This is a genomic window from Leifsonia sp. NPDC056665, from assembly GCF_042791795.1.
Taxonomy (GTDB): domain Bacteria; phylum Actinomycetota; class Actinomycetes; order Actinomycetales; family Microbacteriaceae; genus Leifsonia.
In genome coordinates this window covers 1-21,260 of record NZ_JBHTXK010000008.1, presented here as the reverse complement: position 1 = coordinate 21,260, position 21,260 = coordinate 1, and the positions used below count along the sequence as shown (strand labels likewise).

The following is a 21,260-nucleotide window of genomic DNA, read 5'->3' as shown; positions in this document are numbered from 1 at the left end:
CAGTGTGGCGCACGATCGGGTGGCTTGGCATCGCCCGTCACCCTCGAGCGCGAACGACCAGCACGCTCGTGGTGACCTCCTCCACCATCGCCTCGCCCCGAAGCGGCTCGAGCAGCAGCCTCAGCTCCTCCACCCTGGTGAGCTTGTCGGCGCCCAGCGCGCTGCCCAGATGTCCGATCACCCAGTCCACCGTGACCGGGTACGACGCCGTCCAGGTCAGCACCTCGGTGGCGAGCCCCAGCTCCGTCGCCATCGCACGGCGCTCCTCCAGCGCCGACGAATCCGTGCGGCAGTTGCCCGTCACCGGCCCGTACAGCGACTCGAGCGCCTCCCGCACCGTCCGCTGCCACGCCGCGGGACCGAGCCACAGCGGCGGGCCCTGCGTCACGACGGCGACCGCGCCGCCGGGGCGCAGCAGCGACGCCGCGGTCCGCAGCGTCGAGCGCTCGTCCATCCAGTGGAGGGCGTTCCCGATCGTCACGAGACCGACCGGGGCCGCGAACGGGACCGCCAGCACCGGCAGGTCCCGGTCGTCGCCGAGCACGCACACGACCCGCTCGGCGTGACGGGCACGCAAGCCCGCGAGCATGTCCGGCTCCGGGTCGATCGCGACCACGGCGGCGCAGTGCTCCGCGAGGGGCACCGCGAGCTGGCCGGTGCCGCAGCCGAGGTCCAGGGCGATGTCGCCGGCGCGCAGGCCGACCGCCGCGACGAGCCGGTCGGCCTGGTCGGCGGGAAGGTCGCGGCGGAACTCGGCGTAGTACTGGGCGGTGGTGCCGGCGAAGTCGCTTCTCACGACTCGTCGAGCACGTCGCGGAGCCGGGCGGCGAACTCCCGGGGCTTGCCCGGGTAGCCGGAGTCCTCGGCAGCGAAACCGCCGTGGTGGCTGGGGAAGACGACGGGCGAGGTCCCGAGCAGGCCGGCCAGGGCGGTGGAGGTGCGGCCGGTGAAGACGCCCTCCGACTCCTCGCCGACGGCGACCACGACGCGGGTCGGGGCGGCCTTCAGCGCGTCGATGTCGGGGCGGTAGCCGGTGATCGCGACCGAGCGTTGCGAGAGGAGGGGATCGGTGCGGTCGCCGTTGTCGGCGGTGGGCATCCCGAACATCGCGGGGTCGGGTGCGGGGAGGGCGAAGTAGTCGGCCGTGAACTCGCCGCGCCACGAGGTCATCATCACGAACGCAGCCATGCCCGCCCCGAAGCCGTTGGCGTCGTAGGCGGCGTGCACCGCGTCGAGGCCGCGCTCGGCAGCCTCCGCGTCGGGGAGGACGCCGGGCAGCGGGGGCTCGTGCGCGACGAGGGTGCGCACGTCCCCGGGATGGGCGGTCACCAGGGCGAGCGCGGTCACGGCGCCGCCGCTGCTCGCGAACAGGTCGACGGGGCCTGCCCCGAGCGCCTCGATGACGGCGTGGACGTCCTCCGCCTGCGTCGTGGGGGTGTTGGTCACCTCGCCGTCGCTGCGCGTGCTCCGGCCGAGGCCGCGCGGGTCGTAGGTGACCACGACGCGGTCGGGGAGGTAGGAGGCCAGGGCGCGGAAGCCGCTCGCGTCCATCGGCTGGCCGATCATGACGAGCGGGGGATGGCCTCCGTCGCCGGCCTGCGCGTCGGCGACGTCGTAGACGATCTCGGCTCCGGGCGTTGGGATGGTGCGCGTTTCCATGACGGACTCGTCTCGGTCGGCGAACGGGTGATGGTGTGGATCGTACGCGCTGGGCCACGCCCCGGCCACCCGCGGCCGCACCGATGGAGCGCACCCGGGGACGCCGCCCGCCCGAGGATGAGCGCCTCCGTCTACCCGAGAATTGGGGCGGCCGCCAGGCTTCGAGTTCGCTGATCCAGGGCGTCCATCACAGGTCGCCGACCTACTCTTCATCGAGAGGTGGGGGAGACCGAACGAGACAGGAAACGATCATGGGTGCAGCGATTACCCCCATCAGGAGGCCCGCGCCCGTCGCGCACGTCGAGACGATCCAGGGCTCCGGCGACAGCCGCACGATCAGCGTCCGGTGCTGGTGCCCGATCGGTCACGACCACACGTACGCGGAGTGGGTGGCGCTGTTCGGGCGGTCCCAGTACGACGTCCGCTGACAACCTGCGCTGACGATCCGCGCGCGGCGCGCTCTCACCAGGGCGCGACGGTTCCGTCCCACGAGAACAGCTGACCGGTCGGTCCGTCGTCGGGCAGCGTCGCGAGCCGCACGGCGCCCTCCGCCGCCTCGGCCGGGTCGCCGCCCAGGCCCGCGGCGCGCGGGTTGAGATTGGTGGCGCGCAGGCCGGGCGCCAGGGCGTTGACCTTGATCCCGTCGGCCGCGAGGGCGTGCGAGTAGAAGATGGTCAGACCGTCGAGCGCGGCCTTCGACGACCGGTAGGCGGCGCCGCGGCCGGACGAGGCGGCGACGTGGTCGAACTGCGGGTTCGGCCCGGTGCTCCACGTGAGCGAGCCGGTGCCGCTGGAGATGTTGACGATCCGGGGATGCGCGGAGCCGCGCAGCGCCGGGAGGAACGCGTTCGTGACGGCGACCACACCGAACACGTTGGTCTCGTAGGTGCGCCGGAACACGTCCACGTCCACGTCGGTGATGACCTCCGCGATGTCGAGCGAGATGCCGGCGTTGTTGATCAGCACGTCCAGGGCCGGCACGGCCGCGGCGGCGGCGGCCACGCTGTCGGCGTCCGTGACGTCGAGCGGGAGGACCGTGCCGCCGACCTCGGCGGCGGCCTGTTCGCCGCGCGCACGGTCGCGGGCGCCGAGCAGGACGTTCCAGCCCTGCGCGGCGAGCTGGCGGGCGATCTCCTTCCCGATTCCGCTGGTGGCTCCGGTGACGAGTGCAGTGGGGGCGGTGGTGTTCACGCCCTCCATCCTGCGCCGGTGGTCGCGACAGAACCAGGCCCGGGGAGTACCACCTTGGGCATGTCGGCCTCCCACGACAGCGGCTCGATGAACAATTGCCGCTTGCCGCCGACGGCGTCCCAGGCGTGGAACGCGATCAGGTCGGCGCCGTCGTCCAGCCGCAGCACCGAGTTGTGGCCGGGGCCGAGGAGGCCGGTGAGCTGCGTGCTCAGCACGTCGGCGGCCTCCCGCACCTCGTGGGTCCACGGGCCGAGCGGATGCTGCGCTGTCGCCACCGAGACGCCGTAGCCGTCGCCCTCCCAGCGGCCGCCGGAGAAGAACAGGTGGTACCGATCACCGCGGCGCACGACGGTCGGGCCCTCCAGCGTGTGCCAGTCGAAGGTGCGGCCGTACATCGTGCGGTCGCGCTCGAAGAGCTGCCAGTCGGCGTCCGGCGCGAGCACCGCGACCGGTTCCGAGCCGGGACGCGTGAGGGCGTCGAGGCGCATGACCGCGAGGTGCGTGCCGGGCCGGGCGCCGGTGAGCACGTCGCGCGCGAAGAACAGGTACCAGCTGCCGTCCACGTCCCGGAACGGGTGCGCGTCGATCGCGAACGACTCGTCCGGGGTGAGGTTCACGCCCTGGTCGACGAACGGGCCGCGCGGGGAGTCGGCCCGGGCGACGCGCAGGTGGTGGCCGGCGATGCCGTGGCCGACGGAGAAGAACATCCAGTAGGCGCCGTCGGCCGCCACGACCTCCGGCGCCCAGTAGGCATCGCCGAGCGCGGGGTCCAGGCGCTCCAGGACGCCGCCGGCGCTCGTCCAGTGGACGAGGTCGGGGGAGCGGAGGGCCTCGAACGCGTGCGTCTCCGTGCCGTCGAGCACCCGGTCGTCGCCGGAGCCGTAGGCGATGAACTCGCCGCCGAAACGGGCGAGGAACGGGTCGGCGAAGTAGCCCTCGTAGACCGGCTCAGCTCGCGAGCTCATCGGCGACCTCCATCCCGCCGCGGTCGGCCGCGGACTCGGCGGCCAGCCGTGCGTAGAGCTCTGCCGCGGCGGTGGGCACGCGGGCCAGCCGGCCGTCCTCCTGCTCGTCCAGCCGGATGACGCCCATGCGCCGCAGGAAGGGCGTCTTCGCGCGCCGCCCGTCCTCCGCGCCGTCGCCGGAGTGCTGGCGGGCGGCGACGATGTCGTCGTCCACCACGAACTCCTCGACGTTGCGGCCGCCGGACGCGTACGACCAGTCCACGAAGTCGAAGACCGGCCACCAGGTGTAGCCGCGGATGTCCAGGCCCTCCGCGCGCAGCTCCCCGATCGAGCGGACCGAGTCGTCCAGCCACGCGGACCGGAGCTCGTCGTCGCCCTCGATGCTCGTCTCGGTGATCAGCATCGGGAGGCCGTACCGGGCGGAGAACGCGCGGAGGCTGTCGGCGAGGCCGTCGCTCCAGCGGTTGGTCGCCACCTGCGCCACCTCGTCGTCGCGCTGCACGAGGGTGCGCGGGGAGAGGTCGGGGTAGTAGTTGACGCCCAGCAGGTCGACGGTCGGCGGGGCGACCGTCAGGCGCTCCAGCCGCTCGGGGGCCGCGCCCTGCTCCAGCAGCCAGGCGTGCAGCGGGTGGGACGGGTCGACGCGGCCGAGCAGGAGGTCGGTCGGCAGCATCCCCACCGACTCCAGCAGCGCCGCGTGCTCGGCGAGCCCGGCGTCGTCCGCGCTGTACTGGGAGGTCGCCTCCACGTGCACGACGACCGCGTCCGGGTTCGCGGCGCGGACGGCGCGGATGGTCGCCGCCATTCCCTCCACGACCCCGAGGGTCACCGCGGTCCAGCCGTCCCACCCGGTGAGCGACGGCGGCCACACGCCGCGCAGGCCGCAGAACGACGCGGTGGTGAGCGGCTCGTTGAGGGGCGTCACGTGATCCACGATGCCGCGGTAGCGCGCGGCGAACGCGCCCGCGAACTCCGCGACGGTCTGCGGATAGCGCGCGTCGGCGAACGACGCCCGCAGCCAGGTGGGCGTGCCGTAGTGCACGAGGTCCGCGATCACAGTCAGCCCGAGCTCGGCGGCTGCGTACGTCAGCCGCTCGTCCAGCATCGACCAGTCGAACACCCCCGGCGCGGTGTGGACGAGCGGCCAGTTCACGCCGTAGCGCAGGACGGTCGCGCCCAGGTCGCGGACCGCCAGGAGGTCGTCCCGCCAGTTGCCGGTGTGGTCGGTGAGGTCGTACTCGTCCAGGTCCGCCATCGCGAAGTGCTCCGGCGGGTAGACGCAGGTGTCCTCGATCCCGGCCGCCCAGGCGAACTCGCCCGGCCCCAGCCCCGCGCCGGTCACTTGAGCCCCGTCGTGGCGACGCCGGCCACGAAGTACTTCTGCGCGAAGAAGAACGCGACGGCGATCGGGATGAGCGAGATGGTGGCGCCCGCGAGCAGCACGGCGTGGTCGGTGACGTGCTGGCCGCCGAACAGGGTGAGCCCCGCGGGCAGCGTGAGCATGTTCGGGTCGCTGGTGACCACGAGCGGCCAGAGCAGGTCGTTCCACAGGTTCATGAAGTTGAGGATCGCGACGGTCGCGATGGCGGGCCTGGCCAGCGGCAGGATGATCTTCCAGTAGATGCGGAAGTGCCCGGCGCCGTCGATCCGGGCGGCCTCGTCCAGCTCGGTGGGGATGCTGATGAAGAACTGCCGGAACAGGAAGATGCCGAAGGCGCTCGTCGCGCGCGGCACGATCAGGCCCTGGTAGGTGTTCAGCCAGCCGAAGTGGAACAGCTCGATGAACACCGGGATCAGCGTCACCTGGAACGGCACCATCAGCGTGGCGATCACCAGGATGAAGGCGAGGTTCCTGCCGCGGAACTTCAGCCGGGCCAGCGCGTAGGCGCACAGCGAGTCGAACAGCAGCGTCGCGACCGTGGTCACGCCCGCGAAGAGGAACGTGTTGCCGAGCAGCCGCAGGAACGGCAGCTGCTCCCACACGCCGAGGTAGCCGTGCAGCGTGATCGAGGTCGGGAACAGCGAGGCCGGGTTGCCGAACAGGTCGCTCTCGCTGCGGAACGATCCGGACACCATCCAGATGAACGGCACGATCGCGAAGAGCAGGCCGATCCCCAGGAAGATCCATTTGGACGAGGCGGCCAGCGCTGTCACAGCGCCGGGGCGTCGCACGCGGACACCGGTTTCAGTCGACATCGTTGTACCTGAACAATCTGAGCTGGAGGAGCGAGAGGAGCATGATGAGCGCGAAGAGGACCCACGAGATCGCCGACGCGTAGCCGGTCTGGTAGTTCACGAACCCGTCGCGGTAGATGAGGTTCACGAGGCTGTCCGTGCGGAACACCGGGCCGCCGTCGGTCATCACGTAGACCAGGTCGAACACCTGCAGCGACTGGATGGTGAGGATCATCGTCGCGAACAGCAGGGTCGGCCGCACGCTCGGGATGGTGATGAAGAGAGTGAGCTGCCGGTTGTCCGCGCCGTCGAGGCGGGCAGCCTCGTAGCGCTCGGCCGGCACGGCCTTCAAAGCGGCGACGAACAGGATCATGGCGAAGCCGACGCTGCGCCACACGGCCACGAAGATGACGCTCGGCAGCGCGAGGGAGGTCGACGTCAGCCAGGCGACCGGCTGGAGTCCGAGGAGCTGGGTGAGGCCGCCGACGAGGCCGATGTTCGGGTCGAGCAGGAACTTCCAGACCAGGCCGATGGTGACGAACGACACGATCGTGGGGAAGAAGAACACCGAGCGCACGACCCGGGTGATCAGGTTCTCCTTCAGCAGCAGCAGCGCTGAGCCGAAGCCGAGGGTGACCTGGAGGACCACGGCGAACGCGGAGAAGACCAGGGTGACGCCGAGGGCGTTCCAGAACTGCGGGTCCTGGAAGAGCTTGATGTAGTTGCCGAACCCGAGGAACGTCTGGGTCGACGCCCCGATCGTCCAGTCGAAGAAGCTGTAGTACAGCGTCTGCAGGATCGGGAACAGGACGAAGACGCCCAGGATGATCAGGCTCGGCGCCATGAACAGCCAGGCCGGCTGGAACCGGCGCCGGCGGCGGCGCGGCCCCGCGTCGCCGCGCGGGCTCCGCCGCACCGGCGACTCGGTGCGGGGGAGGGGACCCGCCCCGTCCCGCGCGGGGCGGGACAGGGCGGGCTCGGTGGTGTGGGTGCTCACTACTTGCTGCACCCGGTCAGGCTGTCGATCGTCTTGGCGGCGTCGGCGGTGGCGGAGGCGACAGAGGTCCCGCGGGTGATCTGCCCGATCAGCGGCACGTAAGCGTTGGCGTCGACCTGCGTCGCGTTGGTGACGTGCGGCAGGTAGAGCCGCGAGTCCGGGACCTGCGAGGTGAAGATCGACACAGTCGGGTCGGCCTTCAGCTTGGCGTCGTCGGCGAGGTCGGTGCGCAGCGGCGGGAAGCCGGTCTGCAGCGAGAACTTCTGCTGCTCGGTCTTGCTCGTCCAGTAGGCGAGGAACTCCTGCGCCTCCTGCGGGTGCTTCGTCTTGGCCGAGATCGCGAGCGGGGCGGTGGCGCCGAGCGTCACGCTCGAGCCGTCGACGCCGACCGGGATCTTCGCGATGCCGAGGTCGATCCCCGCGGCCTTGTAGCCGGGAGCGGCCCACGGTCCGTTGATCTCCATCGCGGCCTTGCCGGCGGAGAACAGCGAGTCGGCCTGGGCGCCGGTCTGCCCGACGGGGGAGATCTTGTCCTGGACGACCAGGTCGCTCCACGTCGACAGACTCTTCTGGCCCGCACTGGTCTGGACGACGCTGCAGCCCTTCGCATCGACGATGTCGCCGCCCTCCAGCCACTGCAGGATGGGCCACATCTGGATGGTCTGGTTGTCGGCGAGGGACAGGCCGTACTGCGTCTGGCCGCCGTTGATCGTCAGCTTCTTGGCGTCGGCCTGGAGCTCGGCGACCGTGGTCGGGGCGTCGGCGATTCCGGCCGCGGCGAACGCCTTCTTGTTGTAGTACAGGCTGAGCGTGGCGAAGTTCGCGGGGACGGCGTAGAGCTTGCCGTCGTAGGTGAACTCCTTCACGGTTCCGGGCGCGAGCTTGTCGGTGTTGATCTTCGTGTCGCCCGAGCCGGTGTTCGTGATGGCGAGGACCGAGTTGGTCTTCACGTACTGGGCGATCGCGTTCGGGTCGCTGGAGGGCGCCGCGATGTCGGGGCCCTGCCCGGTCAGCCACGCGGACGGCAGCTTCTGGGCGATGGTGTCCCAGGGCTGCACGTTCATGGTGACGTGGATGTTCGGGTGCGAGGCGTTGAAGTCCTTGACGATGGTGTCGTAGCCGGGACGGTCGCCGCCGGTGAAACCGGTCCAGACGGTGAGGTCGACCTTGCCGCCGGAGGTGCCGGACGTGCCGGAGCAGGCGGTGAGCGCCAGCATCGACGCGGCCACACCGGCTACGACGACGAGGGATCTGCGGATTTTCATCGAGTGTTCTCCTTTGAGCAGTGCAGATGAGGGGAGGGGGCGGTGCTGTGGGTGGGGTGGAGAGGGGATGGTGCGGTGGGGCCGGGTGAAGCGATGAAGCGGTGAAGCGATGAAGTGGTGAAGCGGGTGGAGCGGTATCCGAGGGTGGGTCAGGGGGAGGGGAGCGGGTCAGGTGGCATCCGGGCAGCCGCACGAGCGGCGCGGCACGAAGGTGACGGCGAGCTCCTCGTGCGCGGGCCCGTCGAACCGGCCCTCCACGAGATCGAACAGCCGTTCGGTGGCGCGGCGGGCCATCTCCTCGGCGGGCACGGCGATGGTCGTGATGCCGGGAGTGGTCACGCGGGCGAGCCCGAAGTCGTCGAAGCCGACGATCGAGATGTCCTCCGGCACGCGGAGCCCGGCCCGCTTGAGCTCCTGGAGGCCGCCGAACGCCATGTCGTCGTTGGCGAAGACGATGCCGTCGACCTCCCGGTCGTCCGCCAGCGCCGCGACGACCGCGGCGGCGCCGGACTCCTCGTTGAACTCGCCGCGGACGACCTGCGCGTCGGCGTCGAGGCGGCGCGAGCGCACGGCGGCGAGGAAGCCCTCCCGCCGGTCGAGGCCGGTCTGGTGGTCGAGCGGGCCGGTCACGTGCACGAGCCGGCGGCGGCCGTGCACGTCGATCAGGTGCTCGGTCAGCGTGCGGGTGGCGGCGACGTCGTCGATGCCGATGCTGACCGAGCCGGGGAGGTACGGGAAGTTGCCGATCAGCACGACAGGGAGGCCGGAGGCGACGAGCTCCTCGACGTGGAAGTCGTCCACCGCCGAGCTGGTGACGATCGCGCCGTCCGCGCTGCGGGAGCGCACGACGCGCTCGTAGGCGGCGACGCCGTTCTCGGCGTCGGAGTTGGTGGAGACGATCACCTGGCTGTCGTGCGCGTTGGCGGCGTCGGACACCCCGGTGAGCACGTGCATGAAGTAGCTGTGCCCGAAGACGTGCTGGGAGGTGTTCGGCACGATGAGCGCGACCGCGCCGGCCCGCTGGTTGCGGAGCGCCCGGCCGGCCGAGCTGGGGACGTAGCCGAGCTCCTGCGCCGCCTGTCGCACGGCGGCCTTGGTCTTGGAGCTGATCCGGGCGTGGTCGGCGAGCGCCATCGAGGCGGCGGATGACGTGATGCCGACGCGCTCGGCGACGTCCTTCAGGGTGACGGCCGAACGTGCGTCCCGGGTCTTCGGCATCGGTGCCTCCGTGTCGTTCGCTGGTCTCGTGGGAGCGGATGCTCAAACGATGAAGCAGTTGTTCAAACGATAAAGCACTCACTTGAACGATGAAGCATGATCTGACTGTGTGTTCGTGATCGCTTTATCGATTGAGCATCGGGCGATTCGCTGAATCGAATGGATGCTCAATCGATAAAGCACACCATAGATCGAAGCCGCACGAAAACGCAAGAAGAATTTTCGGGCAGGGCTGATAGCGGCCGTGCTAACGTTCTTCCGATCGTGATCCGAACGCAGGAGGTGAGACCCATGAACGCAGTATCCGCAATGGGTGCTCCCCTGCAGTGCACGATCGCGCGACGCCGGTAGCCGTCGCTGGAGCGCCCGAAGGCATCTTCGCGAAAGGCACTCCCATGAACGCACACACTTCTTCTCCCTCCCGCGCGCTCGTCCTCCACGGCGGCGGCTCCTCCGGCAACGCCTGGGAGCTCGGCGTGGTCGCCGGCCTCCTCGACGGCGGGGTGGACGCCACCCGCGCCGACCTGATCGTCGGCACGTCGGCCGGATCGACCGCCGCCGCCCAGATCACGAGCGCGCCGCCCGGCGAGCTGTTCGCCAGCATCCTCACCGCCCCGACAGCGCCGCGCCCCGGCGCGGGCGCCCCCGGTGGAGGCCGACCCAGTGGAGGCCGACCAGGCGGGGAGGGCGTCGCGCGCGGCGTCGCCGGCTCCGTCTCCAGCCAGCTGGAGGTCACCGCCCGCATCATCGCCGAGTCATCCGACGCCGCCGACATGCGCCGCCGGATGGGCGCGTGGGCGATCGGGCTCGCCGACGGCGCCGCCCCTGAGCGTCAGCCGCAGTGGCGCGCGACCGTCGCCTCCCGGCTGCCGAGCCAGGATTGGCCGGAGCAGAACGTCGTCATCACGGCGGTCGACGCGCGCACCGGCGAGGGCGTGACCTTCGACCGTGACAGCGGCGTCGCGCTGACGGACGCAGTCGCCGCGAGCTGCTCCAGCGGCTTCGCCTACGCCCTCGGCGGCGAGCAGTACATCGACGGCGGCTACCGGCGCAACGAGAACGCCGACCTGGCGGCCGGCTACGGGCGCGTGCTCGTGCTGTCACCGTTCGGCGGCCGCACCCGGCATCCGCTGGAGTGGGGATCGCAGCTCGCGGCGCAGGTGGACGAGCTCCGTGCGGGCGGCAGCCTGGTCGAGACGATCATGCCCGACCAGGCGTCCCTCGACGCGTTCGGGGACAGCATGATGGACCTTTCGCGCAGGCCGGTGTCCGCCCAGGCGGGCTACGACCAGGGGAGGGCGGCGGCCGCAGGGCTCAGCGGGTTCTGGGACGGCCAAGCCTGAACGCACCCGTGGCCGCCGATCGACCGATCGGCGGCCACGCTCGCGGCCGGGCGGCCTCCGTCACGGCGTCGGGGTCACGGCGCTCAGATCGTCCACCGACATGGTCACCGGCGCGTTCGCGACCCCGCCCGACAGATACCCGGTGATCGCCAGCCCGCCGGCCGCCTGCAGCGCCGCCGTCGAGTCCGTCACCGAGCGCTGCCAGGCCGTCGGCTCCGTGGTGCCGTCGAGCCAGGCCTTCGTCTGCACGAGCGTCGGGTTGGTCCCGACCACCTGCAGGCGGATGTCGAGCTTCTGCCCGGCCGCGTAGGTGAGGCCCGCCACGGCGACCGAGGGCTGCACGACGACCTCGTTCGCGCCGTTCTGGTCGACCCGCGTGATCTGGATGGTGACCTTGCCCGCGGAGGAGACGATCACCTTCGAGGTGTAGCCGCCGGCCGTCGCGATCCGCCTGCCCTGGATGGTCAGGTAGACGTTGCCGGACGATGGGACCTTGTCCAGTGCGACCGACAGGCGGAGGTCCGTCGCGGTCGACGAGACGCCGGGCAGCCGGGTCGTGCCGCCGTTGCCCGCGGGGAGCTGGATCAGGCCCGCGCTGCCGTTGACGGAGTACAGCGATCCCGACCCCGACACCGACCACGCGCCGCCGGTCGGGGCCGTGCCCCAGCCTCCGGTCACCGTGCGGGTGAACGAGTCGGCCGCCAGCACGTTCGGCGGCGGTGGCGGGTTGGTCGCCGTGATCGTGGTCGTCGCCGTCCCCGTCGCTCCGCCGTCATCCGTCACCGTCAGCCGCACCGGATACGTGCCCGCCGCCGCATAGGTGTGGCTCGGAGTGCTGCCGGTGCCGGTCGTCCCGTCGCCGAAGTCCCACGCGAACGAGGTCACCATCCCGTCGGGGTCGTTGGAGCCCGTCCCGTCGAACGCGCAGGTGAGGTTGGTGCACGTGGAGGCGATGACCGCGTTGGGAGGCTGATTGCCGCCCCCGGTCGGCGGCCCGATGGTGAACTGGTCGCTGAAGTTCGCGCCGGCGGTCCTCACGTAGGACGCGTTGAGCTGGGTCGCGGTCGCCGTGACGTCCATCAGCCCGAAGAGCGGCGCCGCCGAGCTGCCGTAGGTCGAGGCGAAGTAGCCCGCCTCGGTGTCCGCGGGATTGATGTCGTAGTTGTCGTTGCCGCCGGTCCCGACCGTGGCGAAGACGGTCCCCGCTCCTTTGACGAGCGTGTTGCCCGGGTTGGCCACGCACGCCGCGGTGTAGGTGCCGGGGGTGATCGTCGGACAGGTGGCCCCCGTCGCGAGCTGCTTGGTGCGCTGATAGAGGTGCTCGTGCCCGGTCAGCACGAGGTCGACCCGCTTGGAGACCAGCAGGTTCATGATGTCGGGGCCCGCCTCGCAGGTGTACTGGCCCATCGAGAGGCACGGCTTGTGCATCCCGACGACCACCCACGGGATGCCCGCCGAGCGGGCGCCGTCGATCGCGGCGGAGGTCCAGTTGTAGTGGTCCGTCCCGGCCGCGTAGGTCCACATGCCGTCCGAGAACGGCAGGCCGGGCGAGATCATGATGAACCGGATCAGCGGCGACCCCTGCGGCACGTCGACGTAGTACTGCCGTCCGTAGGTCCCGACCGCGCCGGGGAGCTGGTTGGGCAGGCACGCGGAGAAGTCGTTGATGTTCCCGTTCTGCCCGCTGCTCTCGTGGTTGCCGGACACGAGCTCGAACGGGAACCCGGCGCCGACGGTCTGGGTGACGAAGTCGCACCACGCCTGCTCCTGCCCCGTGGCCGCGTACGACATGTCGCCGACCGCGAGATGCAGGTCGGGGTTGAGCGCCTTGATCTCGGAGAGGACGGTCTGGGTGTTCGCGTTCGCGGCGTAGTCGCCCGCCGCGGTGAACTGGATGCTGGCCTGCCCCGGCACGATCCCCTCGACGCTCTGCGGTGCTCCGAACGCGACGAGGGCGACGGCTGCGGACACCCCGAGTGCGGCGAGAATTCTGCTCCTGGGCATCGCTGGCCCTCCCCGGCCCGTTCTGGTCCGGGCCTTCGCGGGCCAGGGTAGCGCCGGGCGGGCGGGCGAGGGGAGTAGAACGTGAGGATTTGTCGCGGGGAGGGATGCGCGCCCGCGGCACGGCGCGGCCGGACAGTAGAGTCGTCAGCGTGAGTTCGCAGACGGAGCCGCACACCCACGACGTCGCCCTCGCCGGCGGCGGCCCGACCGGGATGATGCTCGCCGCCGAGCTGCGCCTGCGCGGCGTCGACGCCGTCGTCCTGGAGCGGGAGGTCACGCGCAGCCCGCTCGTCCGGTCGCTCGGGCTGCACCCGCGCAGCGTCGAGATCCTCGACACGCGCGGGCTGCTGGAGCGCTTCCTCGCGCTGGGCCGGCGGTATCCCGACGGGGTCGGGCGGTTCGCCGGGATCGTGCCGCCGCGGCCGGTGGAGCTGGACAGCGCGCACGCCTACCTCCTCGGCATTCCGTAGACCGTCACCGACCGGCTGCTGGAGGAGCACGCCGTCGAGCTGGGCGCGCAGGTGCGGCGCGGGGCCGAGCTGGTCGGCTTTGAGCAGGACGAGGCCGGCGTCACGGTCGAGCTCGCGGACGGCGAGCGGCTGCGGTCGCGGTGGCTGGTGGGCTGTGACGGCGGCCGCAGCCTGGTGCGGCGGCTGCTCGGCGTCGGCTTCGCGGGCGAGCCGGCCCGCACCGAGTGGCTGCTCGGGGAGGTCGAGGTGACCATGCCCGCGGAGGAGGTCGCAGCGATCTCCGAGGAGATCCGCAAGACGCACAGGGGGTTCGGCATCGGCCCGGCCGCTGACGGGCTGTTCCGCGCGGTCGTGCCCGCGGCCTCCGTCGCCGAGGACCGCACGGTGCTGCCGACGCTCGACGAGTTCCGCGCGCAGCTCCGCGCCTACGCGGGCACCGACTTCGGCGCGCACTCGCCCCGGGCGCTGTCGCGGTTCACCGACGCCACCCGGCTCGCGGACCGCTACCGGGACGGTCGCGTCCTGATCGCCGGGGACGCCGCGCACGTGCACCCGCCGCTCGGCGGCCAGGGACTGAACCTCGGCATCCAGGACGCCTTCAACCTGGGCTGGAAGCTCGCGGCGGAGGTCGGCGGACGCGCGCCGGACGGCCTCCTGGACAGCTACGAGGCCGAACGGCGGGCGGTCGCGGAGCAGGTGCTCACCCTCACCCGGGCGCAGAGTGTGCTCATCGACCCGGAGCCCGGCCCGCAGGCCGTGCGGCGGCTGCTCACCGAGCTGATGGAGGTCGACGGAGTCGGCCGCTACCTCGCCGAGCAGGTCAGCGGCCTCGGCATCCGCTACGACCTCGGCGCCGGTCCGGACCTCCTCGGCCGGCGGCTCCGCGACCTCCCGCTGCCGGACGGCCGGCTCTACGAACGGCTGCGCGACGGCCGCGGGCTCCTGCTCGACCGCACGGGACTGCTGACCACCGCGGGCTGGGACGACCGGATCGGTGCGGTCGCGGACGCGGACCTCCCGATCGGCGTGCCGGCGCTGCTGCTCCGACCGGATGGGTACGTCGCCTGGGTGGGCGACGAGCAGGCGGAGCTGGCCGAGGCGCTGCTGCGCTGGCTCGGCCCGCGCGCCTAGCCCGCGGCCCAGCGCGATCCGGCGTGGCGCCGGTCGCGGAATCCCGCGCCGTGCCCATAGGATGTGCCGGAGCGACAGGACGCGCACAAGTGGGTGCGCGAGGGGGAGCCGGGGGTCGGCGTCGCAGAAGGCCGGGCCATGAGCTTCCGCACACGTCTCGTTTCCATCGTCGGGCTGGCCGCGGTCGCCGCGGCGGTGACCGTCGCCGGGGTGGTGGCGCCGCCCGCGTCCGCCGACGACACCCTCCACCCGCTCGCGGCGATCGGGTCCATCGAGTCCATCGCGGTCGAGTACACCGATGGCGACGACCGCCCGGGCCTGCACATCGTCGGCTGGGCGGGCGACCTCAACCAGCCGGGATCGAACGGCGACGCCTCCGAGCCTGTGGGCCTCGAGCTCTACCTCCCGGGGGCGGGAGGGTCCAAAACGACGCTCGCCTGGGCCGAGAACTGGCTGTTCGACTACCCGCGGCCCGACATCGCGGCCCGCTATGGGTTGGGGCCGAACCAGGGCTTCGAGGTGCACGCCCTCGCGCCGCAGACGGGCCCCGTCACCGTCTGCCTCCGCCTCTACAGCTTCTACACCTACCCCGAGAGCACGAGCGGGCTGTCCTGCGCCACCGTGAACGTCCCGGCGGCGCGCCCGGCGTACCACCCGGTCCTCACCGGAGCGGCCAGGGTGGGCTCGACACTCTCCGTCGCCCTGTCCTCCCCGAGCGGCGGGTCCGACAGCTACTCGTGGGGGAGCTACCAAACCGTGGGGACGAGCGCCCCGAACCCGCACAACTGGTGGAATCCCGGCCCGGCCGGCACCTCGTTCACGACCACTCTCGACCTCATCGGGCACTCCGTCCACGCGCTGGTCAGGACCGTCCTCCCGGGGATCGTGATCGAGCAGTCGTCGGCGGACCTCCAGGTCACGGCGCCGATCCTCAGCTCGGAGCGGGTCGCCTCCACCGACCGGTACGCGACCTCCGTCGCGGCGTCGCAGAAGGCCCACCCGGACGGGTCGGCGGCCGTGCCCGTCGCCTACATCGCGTCGGGAGGTGACTTCCCCGACGCCCTCTCGGCCGGCGCCGCCGCTGCGAAGCTGCACGGGACGCTGCTGCTGACGCCGCCGAGCGGCCTCGACACGCGCGTCGCCGCCGAGCTCGTCCGCCTCCATCCGGCGAGGATCGTCGTGGTGGGCGGGACAATGGCCCTGTCCGACCAGGTCGTCACCGACCTGAGGGCGCTGCCGTTCGCCACCACCGTGGACCGCATCTCCGGCGCCGACCGCTACGCGGTCTCCCGGCAGGTCGTGGCCGACGCCTTCGGCGCCAGCATCCCGGACCTCTACCTGGTGACCGGGGCGGCGTTCCCCGACGCGCTCGCCGCAGCCGCGGCCGCCGCCTCCACCGGGCGCGCCGTCCTGCTCACGGACGGCAGAGCCGGCGCGCTCGACCCGGGGACGGCCACGGCCCTGCAGAACTGGGGGACGACGCACGTCACCATCGTGGGCGGGCCGGCGAGCGTCTCGACCGGCATCGAGAGCAGCCTCGGCGGCGCCGGGATCGCGGTGACCCGTGCGGCCGGAGCAGACCGGTTCGGCACCGCCGCCGCGCTCGCCCGCACCTTCGTCTCGCACACCGCGTACTTCGTCAACGGGCTCATGTTCCCCGACGCCCTCTCGACGGCGGTCCTCGCCGCGAGCCAGCCGGGACCGCTCCTCCTGACCCTCGGCTACTGCGCCCCCACGGCGTCGTTCTCCGGGTTCGTGGACAGCCATGCGACGCACGCCGTGATCGTCGGCGGCCCGGCGGTGCAGGACTACCAGGTCCTCGACTACGGCTGCTGAGCAGGGAGGTCCCCAGCCGACGATCCCGGCCGACGCTCCTAGCCGCACGCGCCGCGGAGGCACTAGGTTCGGCCCGTGGACCTCCGACTGAACGACACCCGCGCCGTCGTCACCGGCGCCAGCCGCGGCATCGGGCTGGCCGCCGCCCGCGCCCTCCTCGACGAAGGGGCGACCGTGATCGGCGTCGCGCGCACCCCGACCGACGAGTCCCGGGCGCTGGAGGCCTCGGCCGGCTTCCGATTCCACCCCGCCGACCTCTCCGACCCGGACGGGATCGCGCGGTTCCGCGACGAGCTGGCCGGCGACGGAGGCCGGGTCGACGTCCTCGTCAACAACGTCGGCTCCGCGCCGCCGCGGCCCGGCGGGTTCGCCTCCATCACCGACGACGACTGGCTGCGCACCTACGAGCTGAACGCGCTCGCCGCGGTGCGCGTCACGCGCGCGCTGCTCGACCTGATCCCCGACGGCGGCGCGGTCGTGAACGTCGTGAGCGAGAACGCGATCCTCGCTGACCCGCTGGTGATGGACTACAGCGCGGCCAAGGCGGCGCTGCTGAGCTTCACGAAGTCGCTCTCGAAGGAGCTCGGGCCGCGCGGGATCCGGGTGAACTCGGTCAGCCCGGGTCCGGTCGCCACGGCGCTCTGGCTGGGCGCGGGCGGCGTCGCCCAGACGGTGTCGGCGGCCGGCGGCGGCACCCCGGAGGAGGTGCGGCACGGCGCGGAGCAGGCGATGGTCACCGGCCGCTTCACGACGCCGGAGGAGGTGGGCGCGCTGGTGGCGATGCTCGCGAGTCCCGTCCTCGGCAACCTGACCGGGTCGGACGTGGTGATCGACGGCGGGATGCGGCCGACGATGTGACGCGCGCCGCACCCCGAACTGGGGGCCGCCGCGCGATCGATTTCCGCAGGACCGCTGTGCCAGGCTGTCCAGCGCGCGCCACGGTGGCGCGCGAAGGGGGAACCAGCGTGACCGACGCGACCGACGACCGAGTCCAGCCTGCTCCGGAGGGCGCCGAGCCGTCCGTGCCCGCTCCTGTCGAAGGCGCGTCCTCTGCTGCGTCCGAGCCGTTCACGGCGTCCGATCCCTTCACGGCATCCGATCCCTTCGCGACGTTCGCGCCTGCGCACCAGCCCTTCACCCAGTCCGAGCGGGTGGGCCGCGGCATCGCGCTCGCGCTGCTCATCATCCCGGCCGGCGTCATCGTCTGGACTGTCCTCTGGAACGTCGGCTTCATCGCCTCGATCGTCACGTGGGGTGTCGCGTTCGGAACCGTCTGGCTCTACCGGGTCGGGTCGAAGGCGCGGGTCACCCGCGGGGCGTTCTGGGGCATCATCGCCATCGTCGCCGTGACCATCGTGCTGTCGCTGCTCGCCGGGATCTTCACCGACCTCGTCGCCGCCCTGAAGATCCCGCTCGGCGACGCCCTCACCGATGGCCGGGTGTGGAGCCTGTTCTGGGACAACCTGTTCACCAACGGGGACATGTGGCAGTCCTACCTGCCCTCGGTGCTGCTGGCCCTGCTGTTCGCCGTCCTCGGCTGCTTCACCACGCTCCGCCGTGCCTCCAGGGAGTCGCGCGCCTAGTCCCGACCGTCACGCGCCTCACCCCGCAAGCGCAGCGGAGTCGAAATACGTCTCGTTGAAGTGGGCGAGCGCCTCGCCCCAGGTGCCCCCGGCGTCCTCGATCGCCCGCGCCTCGTCCAACGCGGCCACAGTCGCGAGCGGGACGGCCAGTCCGTGCTCGGCCAGGTCGAGCACGGACTCGACCGGCTGGCCGGGGTCGTCCGTCTCGACGGTGGCGAGGTGCTCGTAGACGTCGGGCGCCAGCTCACGCAGCGCCTCGCCGATCAGGTCGCCGCGCTGCGTCCCCTCGGCGTCCCAGGTGAACCGGACCAGACCGTCGGCCGGGAACGCGTAGCGATGCCGTTCCCCGGCCGCGGCGACTGCGTGGTCGAGGGCGGCGCGCACAGCGGCGGGGGCGATGATGTCCGTCATAAGGCTCTCCTTCGTGGCGTCGTTGTCAGCGTGTTCGGGCCTTGGTGCACCGCCGACGGGCGGCGGGTTCCGTGATTCTGGCACGAGCGGACCACCCCCAGGAAGGGGGCAATCGGGAATGTCGGGAAATTCTGGGCGAACAGTTGCTGACATCCCAGGTCCCGGAGGTCTCCAGGTTGGCGCTGGGGAAGCCGCGAGTGGATGGACGCGGTGTCGATCCGCGCCCGGACATTGGACGCGGTGTCGATTCTGACGACGCGCCCGCGCGCCTACCATCCTAGACATGAGCGCCATCGTCGACGAAGACCGGACCCGGGTTCACCCCGCAGAGGGAACGCACACCGGTGCACCCCTCGGGCTCGGCGGCGCGCTCGGGATCGGCGGACTCGGCGGCGGCTTCCGCAGCGACGCCGACGTCGTCATCCTCGGCTACGACTGAGCGCGGCCACACCCGGGCGACGGGGTCAGGAGACCTCGTCCATCGTCGCCGACACCCCGTGCAGCAGCTCGCCCGGCCGGCACTCCAGCACGTCCGCGAGGTGCACGAGATTCAGCACGGAGGGCATGATCGTGCCCCGCTCGATCCGCCAGAGCGTGTGCTCCTGGAGCTCGGCGCGCCGGGCCAGCTCTTCGAGCGTGAAGAGCAGCCGTTCCCGCCGTCCGCGGATGTTCTCGCCGATCCGGTCGGCGATCGCGTTACTTTCCGAGTGCACGCGATGAATGCTAACAAGCCCGCGGAGAGTAGCCTGGCAGTGCCGTGCGCTCGATCGAGCGTTCGGAGAAGACGACGAAGGAAGAAAACGATGGCTACAGGCACCGTCAAATGGTTCAACGCAGAGAAGGGGTTCGGGTTCATCGCCCCGGATGACGGCAGTGCCGACGTCTTCGCCCACTTCAGCGAGATCTCCTCGCAGGGTTACCGCACGCTGGAGGAGAACCAGAAGGTCGAGTACGACCTGACCCAGGGGCCGAAGGGGATGCAGGCCTCCAACATCCGCCCGCTCTGACAGCAGTCAGACTGAGATATCCGGCGTCCCGCTGAGCGGGAAGCCGGGAGATGGCCCGGCCTGCCACAGGCCGGGCCATCGCCCACCGGGAACGCAGTACAGCCGCCCGTCCCCATACGGTTCGGCCTGCCATCCGGTTGCTTAGTGCACACATTATGCGTGCCCTACCGGTTGTCAACCGGCTTGCGGCGCCGATTTCAGCGGACCTCGGCCTCCAGCGCCAAGATCGCCTCCGCCACGGCGGCGGGGTTCTCCAATGCAGTGAAGTGACCGCCGTGCGTCAGTCTCGCGAACGAGCGGATGTCGGCGTAGCTCTTCTCGGCCAGTGAGCGCGGGTACCCGGACTCGTGGGTCTGGACGAGGATGCTCGCCGGCGCCTGCACGACCGGGTGGAGGTCGTCGTCGTCCGGCGACTCGCAGTAGGGCCGGAAGCTCGTGCCGATCGAGCGGGTGACCCAGTAGACCATGACGTTCGTGAGGATCTCGTCCGGGTCGAACGCCGCCAGGCGGTCGCCGTCGCTCCAGGCCGCGACCTTCTCGGCGATCCACGCCAGCAGGCCGCTGGGGGAGTCGACCAGCGCCGCCGCGAGCGTGTCGGGCCTGGTGCCCATCTGGTGCGCGTACCCGGACTCGGCGGAGGTCGCGACCGACGCGAGGAAGGCCCGCTCGGCGTCGTCGAGCTCCACGCCGGGCCGGCTGCGCCCGGAGAACGACGCGTGGCTGGCCACGATGCCCGCGACCGCGGGGTGCGCGCCGGCGAGCCAGTCGCTCACGCCCGCACCGACGTCCTCCCCGTAGGTCAGGTAGCGCTCGTAGCCGAGGTGGGTGGTCATGAGCGCATCCCACCGGTCGGCGACGGCGGCGGAGGAGTACCCGGACGGCAGGACTCCGGAGAAGCCGTAGCCCGGCAGGGAGGGCACCACGACGTCCAGCTCGCCGTCGAGCGCGTCGACCAGCGGCAGCATGGCGGCGAACGAGTACGGCCAGCCGTGCGTGACCACGACCGGGAGCCGGCCGGGCCGGCGTCCGCGGGCGACGACGACGTGGACATCGCAGCCGTCGATCGGCACGACGAACTGCTCGAAGCGGTTCAGCCGCCGCTCGGCCTCCCGCCAGTCGTACTCTTTGCGCCACCGCTCGATGAGGCCGCCCAGCACCTCGGGCGGGATGCCGTTGGACCAGTCCGGCCCCGGCGTCCTCCCGGGCAGGATGGTCGCCCGCAGTCGGCTGTCGAGGTCGGCGAGGACGGTGTCGGGCACGGCGATCCGGAACGGCTCCATGCGCCAACGCTAGGGTGCGCCCCCGACGCCCGGCCAGGCCCGGCCGGCGCTCCCGGCGTTAGGCTGATCGCATGGCCGACGACAGCCTGCGCCCCGAGCCCGACGCCAAGGTGGAGGCCGCGCGCTACCGCCTGCGCCGCGAGGCCGAGGCGCGCGGCGAGGAGGTCGAGGAGGTCAACGCCGGCCAGCCGACGATGGACCAGCGCTCGCACGTGATCGAGAACGCGATCCAGCAGGCGATCCGGCGCGGCGACTTCGACGACCTCCCCGGCGCCGGCAAGCCGCTGCCCGGGCTCACCGGAACGCACGACCCGGACTGGTGGATCCGCCGCAAGATCGAGCGCGAGCAGCTCACCGGCCTCGGGCCGCCCGCCCTCACGCTGCGCACCGAGCACACCGAGTTCGAGGCGACGCTCGACCGGCTCGCCTCCGAGCGGGCGGTGCGCGACCACGTGGCCGACTTCAACCGCCGGGTCGTGAACGCCCGGCGGCAGCTCCAGGGCGGGCCTCCCGTCGTCACGCCGACCCGCGACGCCGACGAGGAGGTGGCGCGCTGGACCGAGCGCCGCGACGCGCGCCTCCGGGACGCCGAGGCGAACCGGCGTGCGGAGGCGGAGGCGCAGGCGGCGCTCAGCCGGCGCGAGCGGCGGCGGCTCCGAAAGGCCCGCTGACCGCGAGCCCCCCTCTCTGCGAGCCCTCTCTCCGCGAACCAGGGGACGCAACAC

21 protein-coding genes and 1 pseudogene are annotated in these 21,260 nt (G+C 71.8%); 9 read left to right on the top strand and 13 right to left on the bottom strand.

The annotated features are described in order from the left end of the window. Nucleotides 1-37: 37 nt before the first annotated feature. Both ACFQ9V_RS09815 and ACFQ9V_RS09810 read right to left on the bottom strand, forming a co-directional pair. Nucleotides 38-796, bottom strand: a complete 759-nt coding sequence (locus tag ACFQ9V_RS09815) for a class I SAM-dependent methyltransferase (protein ID WP_382458982.1) — start codon at nt 794-796, stop codon at nt 38-40. After that, a complete protein-coding gene (locus ACFQ9V_RS09810; protein ID WP_382458981.1) occupies nt 793-1,659 on the bottom strand; it encodes an alpha/beta fold hydrolase in 867 nt (288 codons plus the stop codon). The genes ACFQ9V_RS09815 and ACFQ9V_RS09810 overlap by 4 nt, the downstream gene beginning before the upstream one ends. A 251-nt stretch (nt 1,660-1,910) precedes the next feature. Between ACFQ9V_RS09810 and ACFQ9V_RS09805 the strand changes: the two genes are divergently transcribed. Then, nucleotides 1,911-2,087: a hypothetical protein gene (locus ACFQ9V_RS09805; RefSeq protein ID WP_370054360.1), complete on the top strand. Its 177-nt coding sequence runs from the start codon at nt 1,911-1,913 to the stop codon at nt 2,085-2,087. Between the two features lie 34 nt (nt 2,088-2,121). Here the strand turns inward: ACFQ9V_RS09805 and ACFQ9V_RS09800 are convergent, their stop codons facing one another. From ACFQ9V_RS09800 to ACFQ9V_RS09770, 7 genes are all read right to left on the bottom strand, one after another. Continuing rightward, nucleotides 2,122-2,850 (bottom strand): SDR family NAD(P)-dependent oxidoreductase, encoded by a 729-nt coding sequence (locus ACFQ9V_RS09800; protein WP_382458980.1) that lies wholly within the window; start codon nt 2,848-2,850, stop codon nt 2,122-2,124. Next, nucleotides 2,847-3,815 carry a glycoside hydrolase family 43 protein gene (locus ACFQ9V_RS09795; protein ID WP_382458979.1) on the bottom strand — a complete coding sequence of 323 codons (969 nt, stop codon included), beginning with the start codon at nt 3,813-3,815 and terminating at the stop codon, nt 2,847-2,849. The genes ACFQ9V_RS09800 and ACFQ9V_RS09795 overlap by 4 nt, the downstream gene beginning before the upstream one ends. Further along, nucleotides 3,799-5,157, bottom strand: coding sequence for a family 1 glycosylhydrolase (locus tag ACFQ9V_RS09790; protein ID WP_382458978.1), 1,359 nt, complete (start codon nt 5,155-5,157; stop codon nt 3,799-3,801). The genes ACFQ9V_RS09795 and ACFQ9V_RS09790 overlap by 17 nt, the downstream gene beginning before the upstream one ends. Further along, a complete protein-coding gene (locus ACFQ9V_RS09785) occupies nt 5,154-6,011 on the bottom strand; it encodes a carbohydrate ABC transporter permease (protein ID WP_382458977.1) in 858 nt (285 codons plus the stop codon). The genes ACFQ9V_RS09790 and ACFQ9V_RS09785 overlap by 4 nt, the downstream gene beginning before the upstream one ends. After that, a complete protein-coding gene (locus ACFQ9V_RS09780) occupies nt 6,001-6,987 on the bottom strand; it encodes a carbohydrate ABC transporter permease (protein WP_382458976.1) in 987 nt (328 codons plus the stop codon). The genes ACFQ9V_RS09785 and ACFQ9V_RS09780 overlap by 11 nt, the downstream gene beginning before the upstream one ends. After that, the gene (locus ACFQ9V_RS09775) at nt 6,987-8,252 is read right to left on the bottom strand and encodes an ABC transporter substrate-binding protein (protein ID WP_382458975.1); all 1,266 of its coding nucleotides are present in this window, start codon (nt 8,250-8,252) and stop codon (nt 6,987-6,989) included. Before ACFQ9V_RS09775 ends, ACFQ9V_RS09780 begins: the two co-directional genes overlap by 1 nt. Before the next feature lie 168 nt (nt 8,253-8,420). Then, nucleotides 8,421-9,470, bottom strand: coding sequence for a LacI family DNA-binding transcriptional regulator (locus ACFQ9V_RS09770; protein WP_382458974.1), 1,050 nt, complete (start codon nt 9,468-9,470; stop codon nt 8,421-8,423). A 395-nt stretch (nt 9,471-9,865) separates the two neighbouring features. Here ACFQ9V_RS09770 and ACFQ9V_RS09765 point away from each other — a divergent pair, with 395 nt between their 5' ends. Then, the gene (locus tag ACFQ9V_RS09765) at nt 9,866-10,813 is read left to right on the top strand and encodes a patatin-like phospholipase family protein (RefSeq protein WP_382458973.1); all 948 of its coding nucleotides are present in this window, start codon (nt 9,866-9,868) and stop codon (nt 10,811-10,813) included. A 60-nt stretch (nt 10,814-10,873) separates the two neighbouring features. Here ACFQ9V_RS09765 and ACFQ9V_RS09760 read toward each other — a convergent pair whose 3' ends face one another. Further along, a complete protein-coding gene (locus ACFQ9V_RS09760; protein ID WP_382458972.1) occupies nt 10,874-12,817 on the bottom strand; it encodes a PKD domain-containing protein in 1,944 nt (647 codons plus the stop codon). Nucleotides 12,818-13,029: 212 nt separating this feature from the next. On the opposite strand from ACFQ9V_RS09760, the pseudogene ACFQ9V_RS09755 reads away from it, so the two are divergent. The 4 genes and pseudogenes from ACFQ9V_RS09755 to ACFQ9V_RS09740 all read left to right on the top strand — a co-directional run bounded on the left by ACFQ9V_RS09755 (nt 13,030) and on the right by ACFQ9V_RS09740 (nt 17,837). Further along, a pseudogene (locus tag ACFQ9V_RS09755) lies at nt 13,030-14,418 on the top strand (FAD-dependent monooxygenase). Between the two features lie 138 nt (nt 14,419-14,556). Further along, entirely contained in the window at nt 14,557-16,254 is a 1,698-nt protein-coding gene (locus ACFQ9V_RS09750; RefSeq protein WP_382458971.1) for a cell wall-binding repeat-containing protein, read from the top strand. A gap of 75 nt (nt 16,255-16,329) precedes the next feature. Further along, complete coding sequence (locus ACFQ9V_RS09745) at nt 16,330-17,112, top strand: SDR family NAD(P)-dependent oxidoreductase (RefSeq protein WP_382458970.1); 783 nt, start codon at nt 16,330-16,332, stop codon at nt 17,110-17,112. Between the two features lie 107 nt (nt 17,113-17,219). Beyond that, nucleotides 17,220-17,837, top strand: a complete 618-nt coding sequence (locus ACFQ9V_RS09740; protein ID WP_382458969.1) for a hypothetical protein — start codon at nt 17,220-17,222, stop codon at nt 17,835-17,837. An 18-nt stretch (nt 17,838-17,855) separates the two neighbouring features. On the opposite strand, the gene ACFQ9V_RS09735 is transcribed toward ACFQ9V_RS09740, so the two are convergent. After that, nucleotides 17,856-18,248 (bottom strand): hypothetical protein, encoded by a 393-nt coding sequence (locus tag ACFQ9V_RS09735; protein WP_382458968.1) that lies wholly within the window; start codon nt 18,246-18,248, stop codon nt 17,856-17,858. A gap of 283 nt (nt 18,249-18,531) precedes the next feature. Between ACFQ9V_RS09735 and ACFQ9V_RS09730 the strand changes: the two genes are divergently transcribed. Continuing rightward, a complete protein-coding gene (locus tag ACFQ9V_RS09730; RefSeq protein WP_370054347.1) occupies nt 18,532-18,687 on the top strand; it encodes a hypothetical protein in 156 nt (51 codons plus the stop codon). Nucleotides 18,688-18,712: 25 nt separating this feature from the next. On the opposite strand, the gene ACFQ9V_RS09725 is transcribed toward ACFQ9V_RS09730, so the two are convergent. Continuing rightward, nucleotides 18,713-18,961, bottom strand: a complete 249-nt coding sequence (locus ACFQ9V_RS09725) for a helix-turn-helix domain-containing protein (RefSeq protein WP_382458967.1) — start codon at nt 18,959-18,961, stop codon at nt 18,713-18,715. Nucleotides 18,962-19,051: 90 nt separating this feature from the next. Between ACFQ9V_RS09725 and ACFQ9V_RS09720 the strand changes: the two genes are divergently transcribed. After that, on the top strand, nt 19,052-19,255 hold the full coding sequence (locus tag ACFQ9V_RS09720; RefSeq protein WP_382458966.1) for a cold-shock protein: 204 nt from the start codon (nt 19,052-19,054) through the stop codon (nt 19,253-19,255). Between the two features lie 197 nt (nt 19,256-19,452). Here ACFQ9V_RS09720 and ACFQ9V_RS09715 read toward each other — a convergent pair whose 3' ends face one another. Then, a complete protein-coding gene (locus tag ACFQ9V_RS09715) occupies nt 19,453-20,535 on the bottom strand; it encodes an epoxide hydrolase family protein (RefSeq protein ID WP_382458965.1) in 1,083 nt (360 codons plus the stop codon). 71 nt (nt 20,536-20,606) lie between these two features. On the opposite strand from ACFQ9V_RS09715, the gene ACFQ9V_RS09710 reads away from it, so the two are divergent. After that, nucleotides 20,607-21,206 (top strand): DUF1992 domain-containing protein, encoded by a 600-nt coding sequence (locus ACFQ9V_RS09710; RefSeq protein WP_382458964.1) that lies wholly within the window; start codon nt 20,607-20,609, stop codon nt 21,204-21,206. The last annotated feature ends 54 nt before the right edge of the window (nt 21,207-21,260 follow it).